We start from the raw sequence: 12,391 nt of genomic DNA, 5'->3' as shown, positions 1-12,391 counted from the left end.
TTAGTTACCGACAGTCACGTAGATGTGACAGGATTGTTTAGAAATGCGATCGCCGCGGCCTTTGGCACGTGCCGTAAAGCGCTTCAGGATCGGACCTTTTTCAACGTAGATCTGAACGATCTTCAGCTCGTCGATATCAGCGCCGTCATTGTGTTCCGCGTTGGCAATGGCCGACTCGAGAACCTTCTTGATGATGGTGGCGCCCTTCTTCGGGCTGAACTGCAGAATGTTGAGTGCTGCATCAACTTTCTTGCCGCGGATCAGGTCCGCAACGAGGCGGCCCTTTTGTTCCGACAGGCGTACGCCTTTGAGGATAGCTTTAGTTTCCATTATTTTTTCGCCTTCTTGTCAGCGGCGTGGCCCTTGAACGTACGGGTCAGCGCGAATTCGCCGAGCTTGTGGCCGACCATATTCTCGGAGACGTACACTGGCACGTGCAGCTTGCCGTTGTGCACAGCGATCGTCAGACCGATGAAGTCAGGCGTGATCGTCGAGCGGCGCGACCAGGTTTTTACTGGCTTTTTGTCTTTGTTCGCTTGCGCGGCTTCGACTTTTTTCACCAGGTGGGCGTCAACGAACGGCCCTTTTTTCAATGAACGAGTCATGTGTTATCCCTTATTTCTTGCCGCGGCGCGAAACGATCATCGAAGAAGTGCGCTTGTTCGAACGCGTCTTCTTACCCTTCGTCTGTTGGCCCCAAGGCGACACTGGATGGCGACCAGCTGCGGTTTTACCTTCACCACCACCGTGCGGGTGATCGACCGGGTTCATGACCACACCGCGAACGGTAGGACGAACACCGCGCCAGCGCATCGCGCCGGCTTTACCGATCTTGCGCAGGCTGTGTTCGGCATTGCCGACTTCGCCAACGGTAGCGCGGCACTCGATGTGCACGCGACGGACTTCACCCGAGCGCAGGCGAACCTGGGCGTAGGTGCCCTCGCGGGCCATCAGCACGACGCCGGCGCCGGCGGTACGGGCCATCTGGGCACCCTTACCTGGCAGCATTTCGACGCAGTTCATGATGGTACCGACCGGGATGTTGCGGATCGGCAGGCAGTTACCCGACTTGATCGGCGCTTCCGAGCCATTCATGATGCTGTCGCCGACAGCCATGCCTTTGGTGGCGATGACATACTGACGCTCGCCGTCCGCGTAGCACAGCAGTGCAATGTGCGCGGTACGGTTCGGGTCGTATTCGATACGCTCGACCTTGGCAGGAATGCCGTCCTTCTGGCGCTTGAAGTCGACCAGACGGTAGTGTTGCTTGTGACCGCCGCCCATGTGGCGGGTGGTGATGTGGCCGTTGTTGTTACGACCAGCAGTCTTCGATTTCTTCTCAACCAGTGCTGCGAGCGGACGACCTTTGTACAGGCCTTCGGTCACAACTTTCACCATGCCACGGCGGCCTGGGGAGGTTGGCTTCATCTTAACGAGTGCCATTATTTAGCCTCCTCGACAAAATTGATTTCCTGGCCTGGCTTCAGGCACACGAAAGCACGCTTGGTGTGGTTGCGACGACCGTTGAAACGGCCCGAACGCTTTTGTTTGCCTTCGCGGTTCACGGTTTGCACCGATTCCACTTCGACCTTGAACAGCAGTTCGACGGCAGCCTTGATTTCCGGCTTGGTCGCGTCTGGCAAGACCTTGAAGACGATCTGCTCGTTCTTTTCCGCGACGAAGGTAGCTTTCTCGGAAATGACCGGAGCCATCAGCACCTTCATCAGGCGCTCTTCGCTAAATTTGATTGCGGTGCTCATGCGTACATCTCCTCGATCTTGGCCAGTGCAGCTTTGGTGACCAGGACTTTCTTGTAGAACACCAGCGACATCGGGTCAGCTGCTTTCGGCTCGACAACCAGCACGTTCGGCAGGTTACGCGATGCCAGCAACAGGTTTTCTTCGATGGTGTCGGTGATCACCAGGACCGATTCCAGACCCATGCCCTGCAGCTTTTGCGACAGCAGCTTGGTCTTCGGTGCGTCGATCGACAGGTTCTCGATCACGACCAGACGGCCTTCACGTGCCAGTTGCGAGAAGATCGAGCAGATACCTGCACGGAACATCTTCTTGTTGACTTTGTGGGTGAAGTTCTCGTCAGGCGAGTTCGGGAAGATACGACCACCGCCGCGCCACAGTGGCGACGACGACATACCAGCACGAGCGCGGCCGGTACCTTTTTGGCGCCATGGCTTCTTCGTGGTGTGGCTGACTTCTTCACGGTCTTTTTGCTTGCGATTGCCGCTACGTGCGTTAGCAGCGTAGGCAACCACGACCTGGTGAATCAGGGCTTCGTTGTACTCGCGGCCGAACACTTCGTCGGTAGCTGCAACGTTGGCGCCGGCTTGACCTTGCTCATTCAGGAGCTGAAGTTCCATAATTAAGCTCCTTTCTGTGCTTTGGTTTTGACGGCTGGCTTGACGATCACTTGACCGTTTTTCGCGCCAGGAACTGCACCCTTGACGAGCAGCAGTTGACGCTCAGCGTCGATGCGGGCGATTTCCAGGTTCTGGGTGGTGACGGTGACGTCGCCCATGTGACCGGTCATGCGCTTGCCTGGGAACACGCGGCCTGGATCCTGCGCCATACCGATGGAGCCTGGAACGTTGTGCGAACGCGAGTTACCGTGGGTTGCACGGCCCGATGCGAAGTTGTGACGCTTGATGGTACCGGCGTAGCCTTTACCGATCGAGGTGCCTTGCACGTCGATTTTCTGACCCACTTCGAACAGCGACACGTTGACGGCGTCGCCGGCTTTCATTTCGGCTGCCTGAGCAGCTTCGACGCGGAATTCGCGCAGCATGGTGCCAGCTTCGACGCCTGCTTTAGCGTGGTGACCCGCAACTGCCATAGTCACGCGGGAAGCGCGACGTTGACCGAATGCGACCTGGACTGCGGCGTAGCCGTCAGTTTCAGGAGTTTTGATTTGTGCGACACGGTTGTTCGACACGTCGAGCACGGTAACTGGGATCGAGTCCCCGTCATCCGTGAAGATGCGCATCATGCCAACCTTGCGACCGAGAAGGCCCAAGCTCATTTTTTCTCCATTCCCACCTACGATTGGGCGGGGGTAGTTGAACTACTAAAACGTATGGACTATGAAACGACGAGTCCATACCGAAGCCGGCTAGTATAGCGCGCAAAAGGGCTTGACGCAACAAGTTAATCGGGGGTATGTCGAACCCTGTTGCGCGTTGATCGCAGTGTCGTGGAGAGGTAGGAATCTGACCTGGCTGGCCAGCACAGAAAAGGCACTGTTGCGCCTTTTCTCTACGCAATCCTTGAGGACTGCGCGAATGTTTGAAGTGTGTCTTTGGTGGGCGGTGCAGGATTCGAACCTGCGACCCCTTGGATGTCGACCAAGTATTCTAACCAACTGAACTAACCGCCCGGGGAGCCGCATTATGCCAAGGGTTTGCGCGGTTTGCAATAGCTGAGTTGGATCGCCCCTTCTAAGTCTTGCATAAGCCCCCCTGTGTAAAATTCGTCAATTAGCGCTATATTCGCTGCAGTGCATCCGCCGCGGCAACCAGCCGCGCCACAACGACCCGTTTCTTTCACGAGAGGAGCTGTAATGGCAATCAGTCTGCAAAAAGGTGGCAACGTCAATCTGAGCAAGGAAGCACCGAATCTCACCAAGGTCATCATCGGCCTGGGCTGGGACCCGCGTTCGACCGACGGTGCCGCCTTCGACCTCGACGGCTCCGCCTTCATGCTCAAGTCCGATGCCAAGGTACGCGCCGACAATGACTTCATCTTCTATAACAACCTGAAATCGTCCGACGGTTCGGTCGTCCACAATGGCGACAACACCACCGGCCAGGGCGAAGGCGACGACGAAACGGTCACGGTCGACCTCGCTCGCGTCCCGGACAACATCGACAAGATCTCGTTTTGCGTCACCATCCACGAAGCGGACAGCCGGCGCCAGAGCTTCGGCATGGTCGGCAAGGCCTTCATTCGCTGCCTGAACGCCAATGGCAACACCGAGCTCGCGCGTTACGACCTGTCCGAAGACAGCTCGACCGAGACGGCCATGATCTTCGGCGAACTGTATCGGGCCGGCACCGACTGGAAGTTCCGCGCCGTCGGCCAGGGCTATAACGGCGGCCTCGGCCCCCTCGCTCGCTCCTTCGGCGTCAACGTCTGACCCGCTGTACGCCAGACCCCGGTCCCGCCGCACCGTCGGCGGGACTGCCCCCTACCCTGCAACAGAAGAATTTTCATGCGCGTCTGGTTCAACCGTAGCTTTTCCTCCGTCCATACCGCGATCGACCTGATCCGCCAGGCCGACCGCGATGGGCGTTTCACCATCCTCCACACCAATCCGAATCCGAAGTCGCCCGTCGCCCGGCTGGCCCACGAATTCCACCTTGAGCCGACCGGCCTGGCATCAAGCGACTACATCGACTGGTGCGTGGACTTCTGCCTCGAGCACAAGGTCGACATCTTCGTGCCCGGCCGCGAAGCGACCGCCATCGCCGGTGCGCACGCGCGCTTCGAGGCGATCGGCACGCGGGTCCAGAGCGCCGGCTCCGAGGCCGCCCTGCTGCTCATCCACGACAAGGCCCGCTTTTATGCGGAAACCGATTTGCCCGGCGCGCCGGTGGCCGAGTTTCGCCAGTTCGAGGACGCGGCCGGTTTCGAAGCGGCCTACGATGCGCTGCGCCGGCGCCACCGGACACTGTGCGTGAAACCTGCGCATTCGATCTACGGCCTCGGTTTCGCCGTACTCGACGAGAAACGCAACAGCGCCGAACTCCTGATGGCCGGGGCCGAATACTACGTCTCCCTTGACGACTTCCGCGCGGGGCTGGAAAAACTCGGCAGCTTCCGCAGCATGCTGCTGATGGAATACCTGGAAGGACGCGAATACAGCGTCGACTGCGTGGGAGACTCCGGTCGCCTGGTCACGGCCGTGGTGCGCCGCAAATCGAGCCAGGCCGGTGCCGGCCAGCGCATCGACCAGCGCGCCGATATCCTGGAAGCGACCGCGCAGCTGTGCCGCACGCATGGCCTGAACGGCATCTTCAATGTCCAGTTCCGCGAAGCGGGCGGCCAGCCGCGCATCCTCGAAATCAACCCGCGCATGTCGGGCGGGATCGGCATGGCCTGCGTGGCCGGCCCGAACCTGCCGTATATCGCCCTGTGCGGCTTTGCCGACGGCTTCGATCACGTGGACATCCCCCCGGTCCGCAACGGCATCCGTGTCGCCGAACTGGCCCGCGCCGTGGAGCTGGCATGAACGCGCGCGGCGACAGCCTGCCGCTGTGCTTGAACCAGCAGCTGCCGACCGGCCTGCTGGAAGTCGAGCTGCATGAAGGCGCCGCCGAGCTCGACGCGCTGCTCGGCTTTGCCGCGCGTGCCAACGCCAAGCGCGGCTTCCTGTTCGTCAGCAAGGTGCTCGGCAAGCACTGGCCGGTGCGCCCCCAGCGCATGCTGGCGATCCACGAGCGCCTGGCGGCAGGTGTCCCCGCAGCACCGGGTCCGGTGCTCTTCATTGCCATGGCGGAAACAGCCGTCGGTCTCGGCCAGGGCGTGTTCGAAGCCTGGCTGCGCGCGCATCCGGGCCAGCAAGCGCTGTTCTTGCAGACGACGCGCTACCGCGTCGGCACAGGGCCCATCATCGAGTTCGAGGAAGCGCACAGCCACGCGCCGCGCCAGTTCCTGCACATGCCCGGGACGGCGCACGAACAGGCGCTCCTGCGCAGCGCACGCACCATCGTGCTGGTCGACGACGAAGCCAGTACCGGCAACACCTTCCTCAACCTGACGCAGGCCTGCCGGCGCCTCAATCCCCTGCTGGAACGCGTGCACCTGGCGGTGCTTGCCAACTTCATGGGCGCGGCCGCGACGAACGCCTTGACGGCGCGCTTTGGCCTGCCTGCGACCATGGGCGCGCTGCTGGCCGGCGAATACCGTTTTACTCCCGCCGATTGCCCGGTCGATGCGGCGCCGGCCCAACGCTACGATGAAGGGGCCGAGCGCGGCGCCGGCACGGCCTTCGGGCGCCTCGGCCTGGCGCGCGCGCTGCGTACGCCCGACGCCCTGGCGGACCGGCTGGCGGCCACCATCGCGCCGCAGGACAAGGTGCTGGTGCTCGGTACCGGCGAATTCATGCACGTATCGACGCTGCTGGGCGCGGCACTCGAACGGCGTGGCCTGGATGTCGTCGTGCAATCGACCACGCGCTCGCCCATCCTCACCTGGGGCGCGGTGCGGCACGCCCTCACCTTCCCGGATAACTACGGCGAAGGCATCCCGAATTTTATCTACAATGTGGCGCCCGGCCAGTACCAGCACGTGCTGGTCTGCCACGAGACCCCTGCGGGCGACGCCCTGCACGGCCTTGCCCGTACGCTGGGTGCACGCCTGTTCCACTACCATACCGAGGACGATGTTGAAGAAGTTCCTGTTCGCTGACCTGGACGACACGCTGTTCCAGACGCTTGAAAAATGCGCCGTGCGCGACGCCCTTGAGCCGGCCGCCTATTACAGCGACGGCAGCATCTGTTCGTTCACCACACCCGCCCAGCGCGCCTTTTTCACGTTCGCCAGCGAGGGCATGACCGTGATCCCGACGACGGCGCGCAGCCTGGACGCGTTCTCGCGCGTCAATCTCGGTTTTACCAGCTACGTGGTGCTCAATTTCGGCGGCATCATCCTGCAGCCCGACGGCAGCATCGAGCGCGACTGGCAGGGCCGCATGCATGGCCTGATGACGGCGGCCTTGCCCGGCCTGCAGGCTCTGGCCGCACGCATCGACGCCTGGAGCGCGCAGACGGGCTACGCCGGCCGCACGCGCCTGGTGGAAGACGCCGGCACGCCCTTCTTCATCGTGGTGAAGGACCCGGGCAAGATCGCGGCCAATCTCGTGACGATCGAACGCGAGGTGGTGCTGCCCTGGATCGCCGATGGCAATGAAGGCTATTGCGTGCACCGCAACGGCAACAATCTCGCAATCCTGCCCACCAGCCTGGACAAGGCGAATGCCGTGGCCTGGGTCAGCGAACGCCTGCGCCGCGAACACGGCGAGATCGTCACCTTCGGTATGGGTGACAGCCGCTCGGACGCGCGCTTCATGGCCGACTGCGACTACGCGATCATCCCGCGCCGCACCCAGCTTTCAAGCCTCACCGTGGAGACGCTGTGAGCTTCGCCGGCAGCTATCTGGACAGCGATGTCCGGTTCCTGCTCAAGCGCCTGCCCCTGGCCGATTTCGTCGAGGTGCTCGACAAGGAGGCGCTGATCCAGTCGGGCCGGCGCCACTACAGCGAGATGCTCTCGCCCGAGCGCGCGCCATCGACGCGCTACCTGGCGCTGTTCGACGAAGCCTGCCGCGTCAATGGCGAGCGCATGGCGCGCGACTGCCTGCGCCTGGCGAGCCTGATCGTGGGGCGTCGTAGCGGACCCGTGACGATCGTGTCGCTGGCGCGCGGCGGCACGCCGGTCGGGGTCGTCCTGAAACGCCTGATCGAAGGCAGATATATGCGCGCGGTGACGCATTATTCGGTCTCGATCGTGCGTGACCGCGGCATCGACGCGAATGCCCTGCGCCATATCCTGACGCAGGGGCACGCACCGGAGTCGATCTGTTTTGTCGACGGCTGGACCGGCAAGGGTGTGATCGCACGCGAGCTGGCCAGCTCGATCGCCAGCTTCAATGCGGACAATGGCGTCGCGCTTGATGCCGGCCTGTACGTGCTGTCGGACCTGGCCGGTGCCGCCGCTTGCGCGGCCTCCTGCGAGGATTACCTGATCCCGTCAAGCATCCTGAATGCGACGGTGTCGGGCCTGATCAGCCGCTCGGTGCTGAACGAGCAGATCGGCCCGGAGGACTTCCACGGCTGCGTGCTGTATGACGAATTCGCACGCGAAGACCGCTCACGCGCCTTTGTCGACACGCTCGAACGCCTGGCGCTGGCACAGGTCGACGATGGCCAGCCAGTCGACGCCGCGGACACGCTCGCCGCTGCAGAGCGCTCGCGCGCGTATATCGACGCGGCCAGGAAGCGCTATGACATCGCGGACGTCAACCTGGTAAAACCCGGCATCGGCGAAGCCACGCGCGTGCTGCTGCGGCGCGTGCCGCGCATGCTGCTGCTGCGCGACCCACACAATCCGGCCGTGGCGCACCTGCGCCTGCTGGCCGACGAAAAAGAAGTGCCGGTCGAGATCGACCCGGCGCTACCCTACCAAGCTGTATCGCTGATCAGGAGTGCATCGGATGCATAAATCGATGGGCGCGTCTCTGTACGTGCCGGCCAACCATAAAGACCTGCTGGAAGTGGCAAATGGCGAGAAACTGCCGCAGGCACGCTCGCTGATCTTGTGTACCGAAGATTCGGTCGCCGACCGCGACCTCGGATGGGCGCTGTTCAACCTGTCGGTGGTGCTGGAGAACATGCTGCCGGAGGTGGCAGCGGAGCGTTTTGTGCGCGTGCGCAGCCCCGAAGTGCTGGCGCGCGTGTTGGCCATGCCGGGCGCGCACAAGCTGACCGGCTTCGTGATCCCGAAGGCGACCCGCCATAATTTCGAGACTTACTATCGGCTGGTGCGCGACACCGATCATGTCCTGATGCCGACCCTGGAGACAGCCGACGTGTTCAGCGAGCGCGAGATGGAAGCCTTTCGCGACCTGCTGCAGTCGCCAGGCGTGCGCAGCCGCATCCTGGCGCTGCGCATCGGCGGCAACGATTTACTCGCCCTGCTCGGCCTGCGCCGCCCGCGCGGCATGACCATCTACCGCACCCCGCTCGGGCCCGTGATCGCACGTTTGGTGACGATCTTCCGCCCGCACGGGTTCATGCTCACCGCCCCGGTCTTCGAACACCTCGACCTGCCCGAACTGCTGGACCAGGAGGTGCTGGAGGATATCGCCTACGGCATGGTCGGCAAGACGGCAATCCACCCGAGCCAGATCGTGGCGATCGAAGAGCACTACAAAGTGAAGCCGCAGGACCTGGCGGTGGCGCGTGCGATTCTGGACGCGAACAGCCCCGCGGTCTTCAAGATGCACGAGTCGATGTGTGAAGTTGCCACGCACCGCGCCTGGGCCGAACGCCTGGTCGCACAGTCGCATATCTTCGGCGCGCACGGCGCCGCTCTGTTAAACGTTGAAAGGGAAAATACATGAACAATTTCGCACGCGGACAGAAGGGCAAATTGTCAGACCTTGGCGTCGGCACCAGTTTCGCGGTCGACCTCGACGTCCAGGCCCCGGGCATGTCGCTCGACGTCTCCTGCTTTGGCCTCGACAGCGCTGACAAGCTTTCCGATGACCGCTACATGGTCTTCTACAACCAGCTGGCCAGCCCCGGCGACGCCGTGCGCCTCGAACTGCGCTCAAGCGGCGCGCGCTTCAACGTCAACCTCGATGCGCTGCCGGCCTCGATCGCGAAACTCGTGTTCGTGGCCGCCATCGACGGCGCCCAGACCATGCGCGCGCTCGGCGCTTCCAGCTTGAGCCTGGGCAGCGCCCTGCGCTTTTCCTGGTCGGGCGCCGACTTCGGCGACGAGAAGGCGGTGATCGTCGCCGAGATCTACCGGAAAGACGGCCAGTGGCGCTTCGGCGCCGTCGGCCAGGGTTTCAATGGCGGCCTGGCCAAACTGCTGGAACACTTCGGCGGCTCCCAGGCCGCGCCGGCGTCGTCCAACGCGCCGGCGCCGGCCCAGGCTGCGCCCGCGCCAAGCGCGTCGAGCGCGCCCAAGATCTCGCTCTCCAAAGTCACACTCGAAAAGCGCGGCGACAAGGTCTCGCTCGACAAGCGCGGCAGCGCAGGCTTCGGGCGTATCCACGTCAACCTGAACTGGAACCGGTCGAGCGTGGCGCCGGCACCGGCGCCGGCGCCGGTGCCCGAAAAGACGGGCCTCCTCGGGCGCCTGAGTGGCGTGGTGAGCGGGGCCATGGGCGGCGCGATGGGCGGGCGGCGTCGCTCGGGCGGCATCGACCTCGATCTCGGCTGCATGTTCGAGCTGAGCGATGGCCGCAAGGGCCTGGTGCAGGCGCTGGGCAATTCCTGGGGCGAATACGAAGGCGCGCCCTACATGAAGCTCGATGCGGACGATCGCACCGGCGCCTCGAACAACGGCGAGAACCTGTACATCAACGGCGACCAGTTCGCGCAGATCCGGCGCGCGATCATTTTTACCTTCATCTACGAAGGCGTGCCGAACTGGTCGGCGACCGACGGCGTGGTCACGATCGCGGTGCCGAACCAGGCGCCGATCGAGGTGCGCCTCGATGGCGGCGGCAGCCAGATGATGTGCGCGATCGCCATGATCGAGAACCAGGGCGGCCAGCTGCAGGTGACGAAAATGGCCGAGTATTTCGAGCAGCAAGGCCGCACCAGCGCGCACGAGATGATGGACCGGCGCTTTAACTTTGGTTTGCGCTGGAAGACGGGCTCGAAGGATTGATGGTTCGCGACCGACCGGACGCCCCTCCGGTCAGGTCATGGAAACGGTATTGAAATAGTGTTGCAACACCATGATCATCGCTGCGAAAAACGAGCCAGCGGCACAGAAATTCAAGACCTTCACGAGTTTGTTGGCGATCCGCCGGTCTGGCCAAGTGGCACTGATGAACGTGACCAGGAAACATAGCCCCATTGCAACTGAGCCAAGTTTCATCGGCAAGGGTTTGGTGGTGACAAACGCGAATCCGAAGATCATCAGCACCAGCAGAAGCAACAGGAACGAAACAAAAGTCGACCAGATCGTTTTCATATACACCTTCGTCGTTCAGGCTGCCAGGGCCCGCAGCAACTGCTGCGGGCAGTCGAGGTACAGGAACACGTAACGCACGCCGCTGCGCTCGACCCCGTGATGTGTCATCGTGCAAAGCGCACCGGCGCGCAGGCGCAGGACCAGGTTCGGCTTGTCGAAGGGCGTGATGTTGACCGCTTCCCGGTCTCGGTATGGATGCGCGCGGCGCCATTCCAGGACCGGCTGGCGCAGGGGCTGCGCCTCCTCGATCGCATCGCGTGGAATGCAGGCGCTGGCGCGTGCGCCGACCTGCAGGTCGAGATGGGTGCTGGTGAGCACGTGGTGCCCGCCGCGCAAGAGCCAGCGGTCGCCGAGCAGCCACACAAGGGTATAGACGCTGCCTGCGGCAAACACGACGTGAAGCTTGCGGACGGTGGCTGCATCGTCGACCAGCAGCGGCAGGATCGCGGCGTTGATTGGCAGTTCGACGATGATGGAAAACAGGCCGAAAGCGATGGCCGCAGAATAGGCGCCCTGCTTGTGGAAGGTAAGGGGCAGGCCCGCCGGGCGCGCCGCTTGCGGCTGCCGGCACAGTTAGCAAAAGAAGCCGCGCCAGATGGCCCGATCCAGGCGCATCAGGCCGATCAATCCGGGAGGCAGGCAGGCCGCCAGCCAATGCCCCCAGCCGGCGCCTTGCCGGCGCAGCGTGCGCAGGCGCGCCACGACATCGGGAAGTGAAGCCAGGTCCTTGGCGGCCAGCAGCATCAGCGGCAGCGCGAGCGCCTTGACCGATGCGCGCCACGCTTCGGGTGTGACTGTCGGCAGCAGCGCCAGGGTCATGAAGAGCACCCAGGCGTATCCCAGCACCGTCAGCCAGTTAGTCTCGTTCAGTTGCCTTGCGTATCCCATTACTGCGCACCGTGCCGCTCTCATGCCGCCCTCGCCTGTCGCGTTAACAAAAAAACCACGACACCAATCATAGCATGGTTGACATCAGGCAACGAGATGACCCATGCCCTGACTGACCGATAAACTCCCTCGGCGAATCGCCCGGCAGGCAGCTCGATCGCCTCACGCATTCATCGAGCGACCAAAAGCATCAGGGCCGGGAAAGGTTCGCCAGATGGCGGCCCTTCCCGGCCCTGATTGTATTTCGGCGCGCGGATGACTCCGCGTCAGCCCGAAAAAATTACTGCAGCTTGATTTCGACGTCGACGCCAGCTGGCAAGTCCAGCTTCATCAGTGCGTCGACGGTCTTGTCGGTTGGGTCCACGATGTCCATCAGACGCTGGTGCGTACGGATCTCGAACTGGTCGCGCGAGGTCTTGTTAACGTGCGGCGAACGCAGGATGTCGAAACGCTGGATGCGGGTCGGCAGTGGGACTGGGCCCTTGACGACGGCGCCGGTGCGCTTGGCGGTCTCGACGATTTCCAGTGCGGACTGGTCGATCAGCTTGTAGTCGAACGCTTTCAGGCGGATACGGATTTTTTGATTTGCGGACATGCGATTTCCTTGGAAAAGAGCGAACCGGTTTTAGGCCGGCAATGATTTGTCAGGTACTACGTGCTGCAAAGGAGCGGAAGTATATCACCGTTTCCTCGTTAAACAGAGGGGCAGAACGGAAGTTCTGCCCCTCTTGTTGTGCCGGCGGGACGCTGCCCGCCGGCGACCGATGCTTAATTAA

17 protein-coding genes and 1 tRNA gene are annotated in these 12,391 nt (G+C 62.6%); 7 read left to right on the top strand and 11 right to left on the bottom strand.

The genetic code is table 11. The features are described 5' to 3' along the window. The 7 genes from rplV to ACHAC9_RS14055 all read right to left on the bottom strand — a co-directional run bounded on the left by rplV (nucleotide 1) and on the right by ACHAC9_RS14055 (nucleotide 3,390). Nucleotides 1-333 carry a 50S ribosomal protein L22 gene (rplV, locus tag ACHAC9_RS14085; RefSeq protein ID WP_183555278.1) on the bottom strand — a complete coding sequence of 111 codons (333 nt, stop codon included), beginning with the start codon at nucleotides 331-333 and terminating at the stop codon, nucleotides 1-3. Further along, complete coding sequence (rpsS, locus tag ACHAC9_RS14080) at nucleotides 330-605, bottom strand: 30S ribosomal protein S19 (protein ID WP_056337578.1); 276 nt, start codon at nucleotides 603-605, stop codon at nucleotides 330-332. The genes rplV and rpsS overlap by 4 nt, the downstream gene beginning before the upstream one ends. A gap of 10 nt (nucleotides 606-615) precedes the next feature. Beyond that, nucleotides 616-1,443 (bottom strand): 50S ribosomal protein L2, encoded by an 828-nt coding sequence (gene rplB, locus ACHAC9_RS14075; RefSeq protein ID WP_435760630.1) that lies wholly within the window; start codon nucleotides 1,441-1,443, stop codon nucleotides 616-618. After that, nucleotides 1,443-1,760, bottom strand: coding sequence for a 50S ribosomal protein L23 (gene rplW / locus ACHAC9_RS14070; RefSeq protein WP_182990702.1), 318 nt, complete (start codon nucleotides 1,758-1,760; stop codon nucleotides 1,443-1,445). Before rplW ends, rplB begins: the two co-directional genes overlap by 1 nt. After that, nucleotides 1,757-2,377, bottom strand: a complete 621-nt coding sequence (gene rplD, locus ACHAC9_RS14065; RefSeq protein WP_379724252.1) for a 50S ribosomal protein L4 — start codon at nucleotides 2,375-2,377, stop codon at nucleotides 1,757-1,759. Before rplD ends, rplW begins: the two co-directional genes overlap by 4 nt. Before the next feature lie 2 nt (nucleotides 2,378-2,379). Then, nucleotides 2,380-3,036: a 50S ribosomal protein L3 gene (gene rplC / locus ACHAC9_RS14060; RefSeq protein WP_435760629.1), complete on the bottom strand. Its 657-nt coding sequence runs from the start codon at nucleotides 3,034-3,036 to the stop codon at nucleotides 2,380-2,382. A gap of 277 nt (nucleotides 3,037-3,313) precedes the next feature. Continuing rightward, nucleotides 3,314-3,390, bottom strand: a tRNA-Val gene (locus ACHAC9_RS14055). A 183-nt stretch (nucleotides 3,391-3,573) separates the two neighbouring features. Between ACHAC9_RS14055 and ACHAC9_RS14050 the strand changes: the two genes are divergently transcribed. From ACHAC9_RS14050 to ACHAC9_RS14020, 7 genes are all read left to right on the top strand, one after another. Next, nucleotides 3,574-4,149: a TerD family protein gene (locus ACHAC9_RS14050; protein ID WP_435760628.1), complete on the top strand. Its 576-nt coding sequence runs from the start codon at nucleotides 3,574-3,576 to the stop codon at nucleotides 4,147-4,149. A 75-nt stretch (nucleotides 4,150-4,224) separates the two neighbouring features. Then, nucleotides 4,225-5,244 (top strand): ATP-grasp domain-containing protein, encoded by a 1,020-nt coding sequence (locus ACHAC9_RS14045; RefSeq protein WP_435760627.1) that lies wholly within the window; start codon nucleotides 4,225-4,227, stop codon nucleotides 5,242-5,244. Then, the gene (locus tag ACHAC9_RS14040) at nucleotides 5,241-6,422 is read left to right on the top strand and encodes a phosphoribosyltransferase domain-containing protein (RefSeq protein ID WP_435760626.1); all 1,182 of its coding nucleotides are present in this window, start codon (nucleotides 5,241-5,243) and stop codon (nucleotides 6,420-6,422) included. Before ACHAC9_RS14045 ends, ACHAC9_RS14040 begins: the two co-directional genes overlap by 4 nt. After that, the gene (locus ACHAC9_RS14035; RefSeq protein ID WP_435760625.1) at nucleotides 6,397-7,152 is read left to right on the top strand and encodes a hypothetical protein; all 756 of its coding nucleotides are present in this window, start codon (nucleotides 6,397-6,399) and stop codon (nucleotides 7,150-7,152) included. The genes ACHAC9_RS14040 and ACHAC9_RS14035 overlap by 26 nt, the downstream gene beginning before the upstream one ends. After that, a complete protein-coding gene (locus tag ACHAC9_RS14030) occupies nucleotides 7,149-8,234 on the top strand; it encodes a cysteine protease StiP family protein (protein WP_435760624.1) in 1,086 nt (361 codons plus the stop codon). The genes ACHAC9_RS14035 and ACHAC9_RS14030 overlap by 4 nt, the downstream gene beginning before the upstream one ends. Further along, on the top strand, nucleotides 8,227-9,135 hold the full coding sequence (locus ACHAC9_RS14025) for an HpcH/HpaI aldolase/citrate lyase family protein (RefSeq protein WP_435760623.1): 909 nt from the start codon (nucleotides 8,227-8,229) through the stop codon (nucleotides 9,133-9,135). The genes ACHAC9_RS14030 and ACHAC9_RS14025 overlap by 8 nt, the downstream gene beginning before the upstream one ends. Then, nucleotides 9,132-10,418: a TerD family protein gene (locus ACHAC9_RS14020; protein WP_435760622.1), complete on the top strand. Its 1,287-nt coding sequence runs from the start codon at nucleotides 9,132-9,134 to the stop codon at nucleotides 10,416-10,418. The genes ACHAC9_RS14025 and ACHAC9_RS14020 overlap by 4 nt, the downstream gene beginning before the upstream one ends. A 30-nt stretch (nucleotides 10,419-10,448) precedes the next feature. Here the strand turns inward: ACHAC9_RS14020 and ACHAC9_RS14015 are convergent, their stop codons facing one another. The 4 genes from ACHAC9_RS14015 to rpsJ form a co-directional block, all read right to left on the bottom strand. Then, on the bottom strand, nucleotides 10,449-10,727 hold the full coding sequence (locus ACHAC9_RS14015; protein WP_435760621.1) for a hypothetical protein: 279 nt from the start codon (nucleotides 10,725-10,727) through the stop codon (nucleotides 10,449-10,451). A gap of 15 nt (nucleotides 10,728-10,742) precedes the next feature. Continuing rightward, nucleotides 10,743-11,120 (bottom strand): hypothetical protein, encoded by a 378-nt coding sequence (locus ACHAC9_RS14010; RefSeq protein ID WP_435760620.1) that lies wholly within the window; start codon nucleotides 11,118-11,120, stop codon nucleotides 10,743-10,745. 180 nt (nucleotides 11,121-11,300) lie between these two features. Next, nucleotides 11,301-11,615 carry a hypothetical protein gene (locus ACHAC9_RS14005; RefSeq protein WP_435760619.1) on the bottom strand — a complete coding sequence of 105 codons (315 nt, stop codon included), beginning with the start codon at nucleotides 11,613-11,615 and terminating at the stop codon, nucleotides 11,301-11,303. A 280-nt stretch (nucleotides 11,616-11,895) separates the two neighbouring features. After that, entirely contained in the window at nucleotides 11,896-12,210 is a 315-nt protein-coding gene (rpsJ, locus tag ACHAC9_RS14000; protein ID WP_259210908.1) for a 30S ribosomal protein S10, read from the bottom strand. Nucleotides 12,211-12,391: the final 181 nt, after the last annotated feature.

It is taken from the genome of Massilia sp. CMS3.1 (assembly GCF_051262535.1).
GTDB lineage: Bacteria > Pseudomonadota > Gammaproteobacteria > Burkholderiales > Burkholderiaceae_D > Telluria.
The sequence above is the reverse complement of the archived record's forward strand: the minus strand, read 5'-3'. Positions and strand labels throughout refer to the sequence as shown.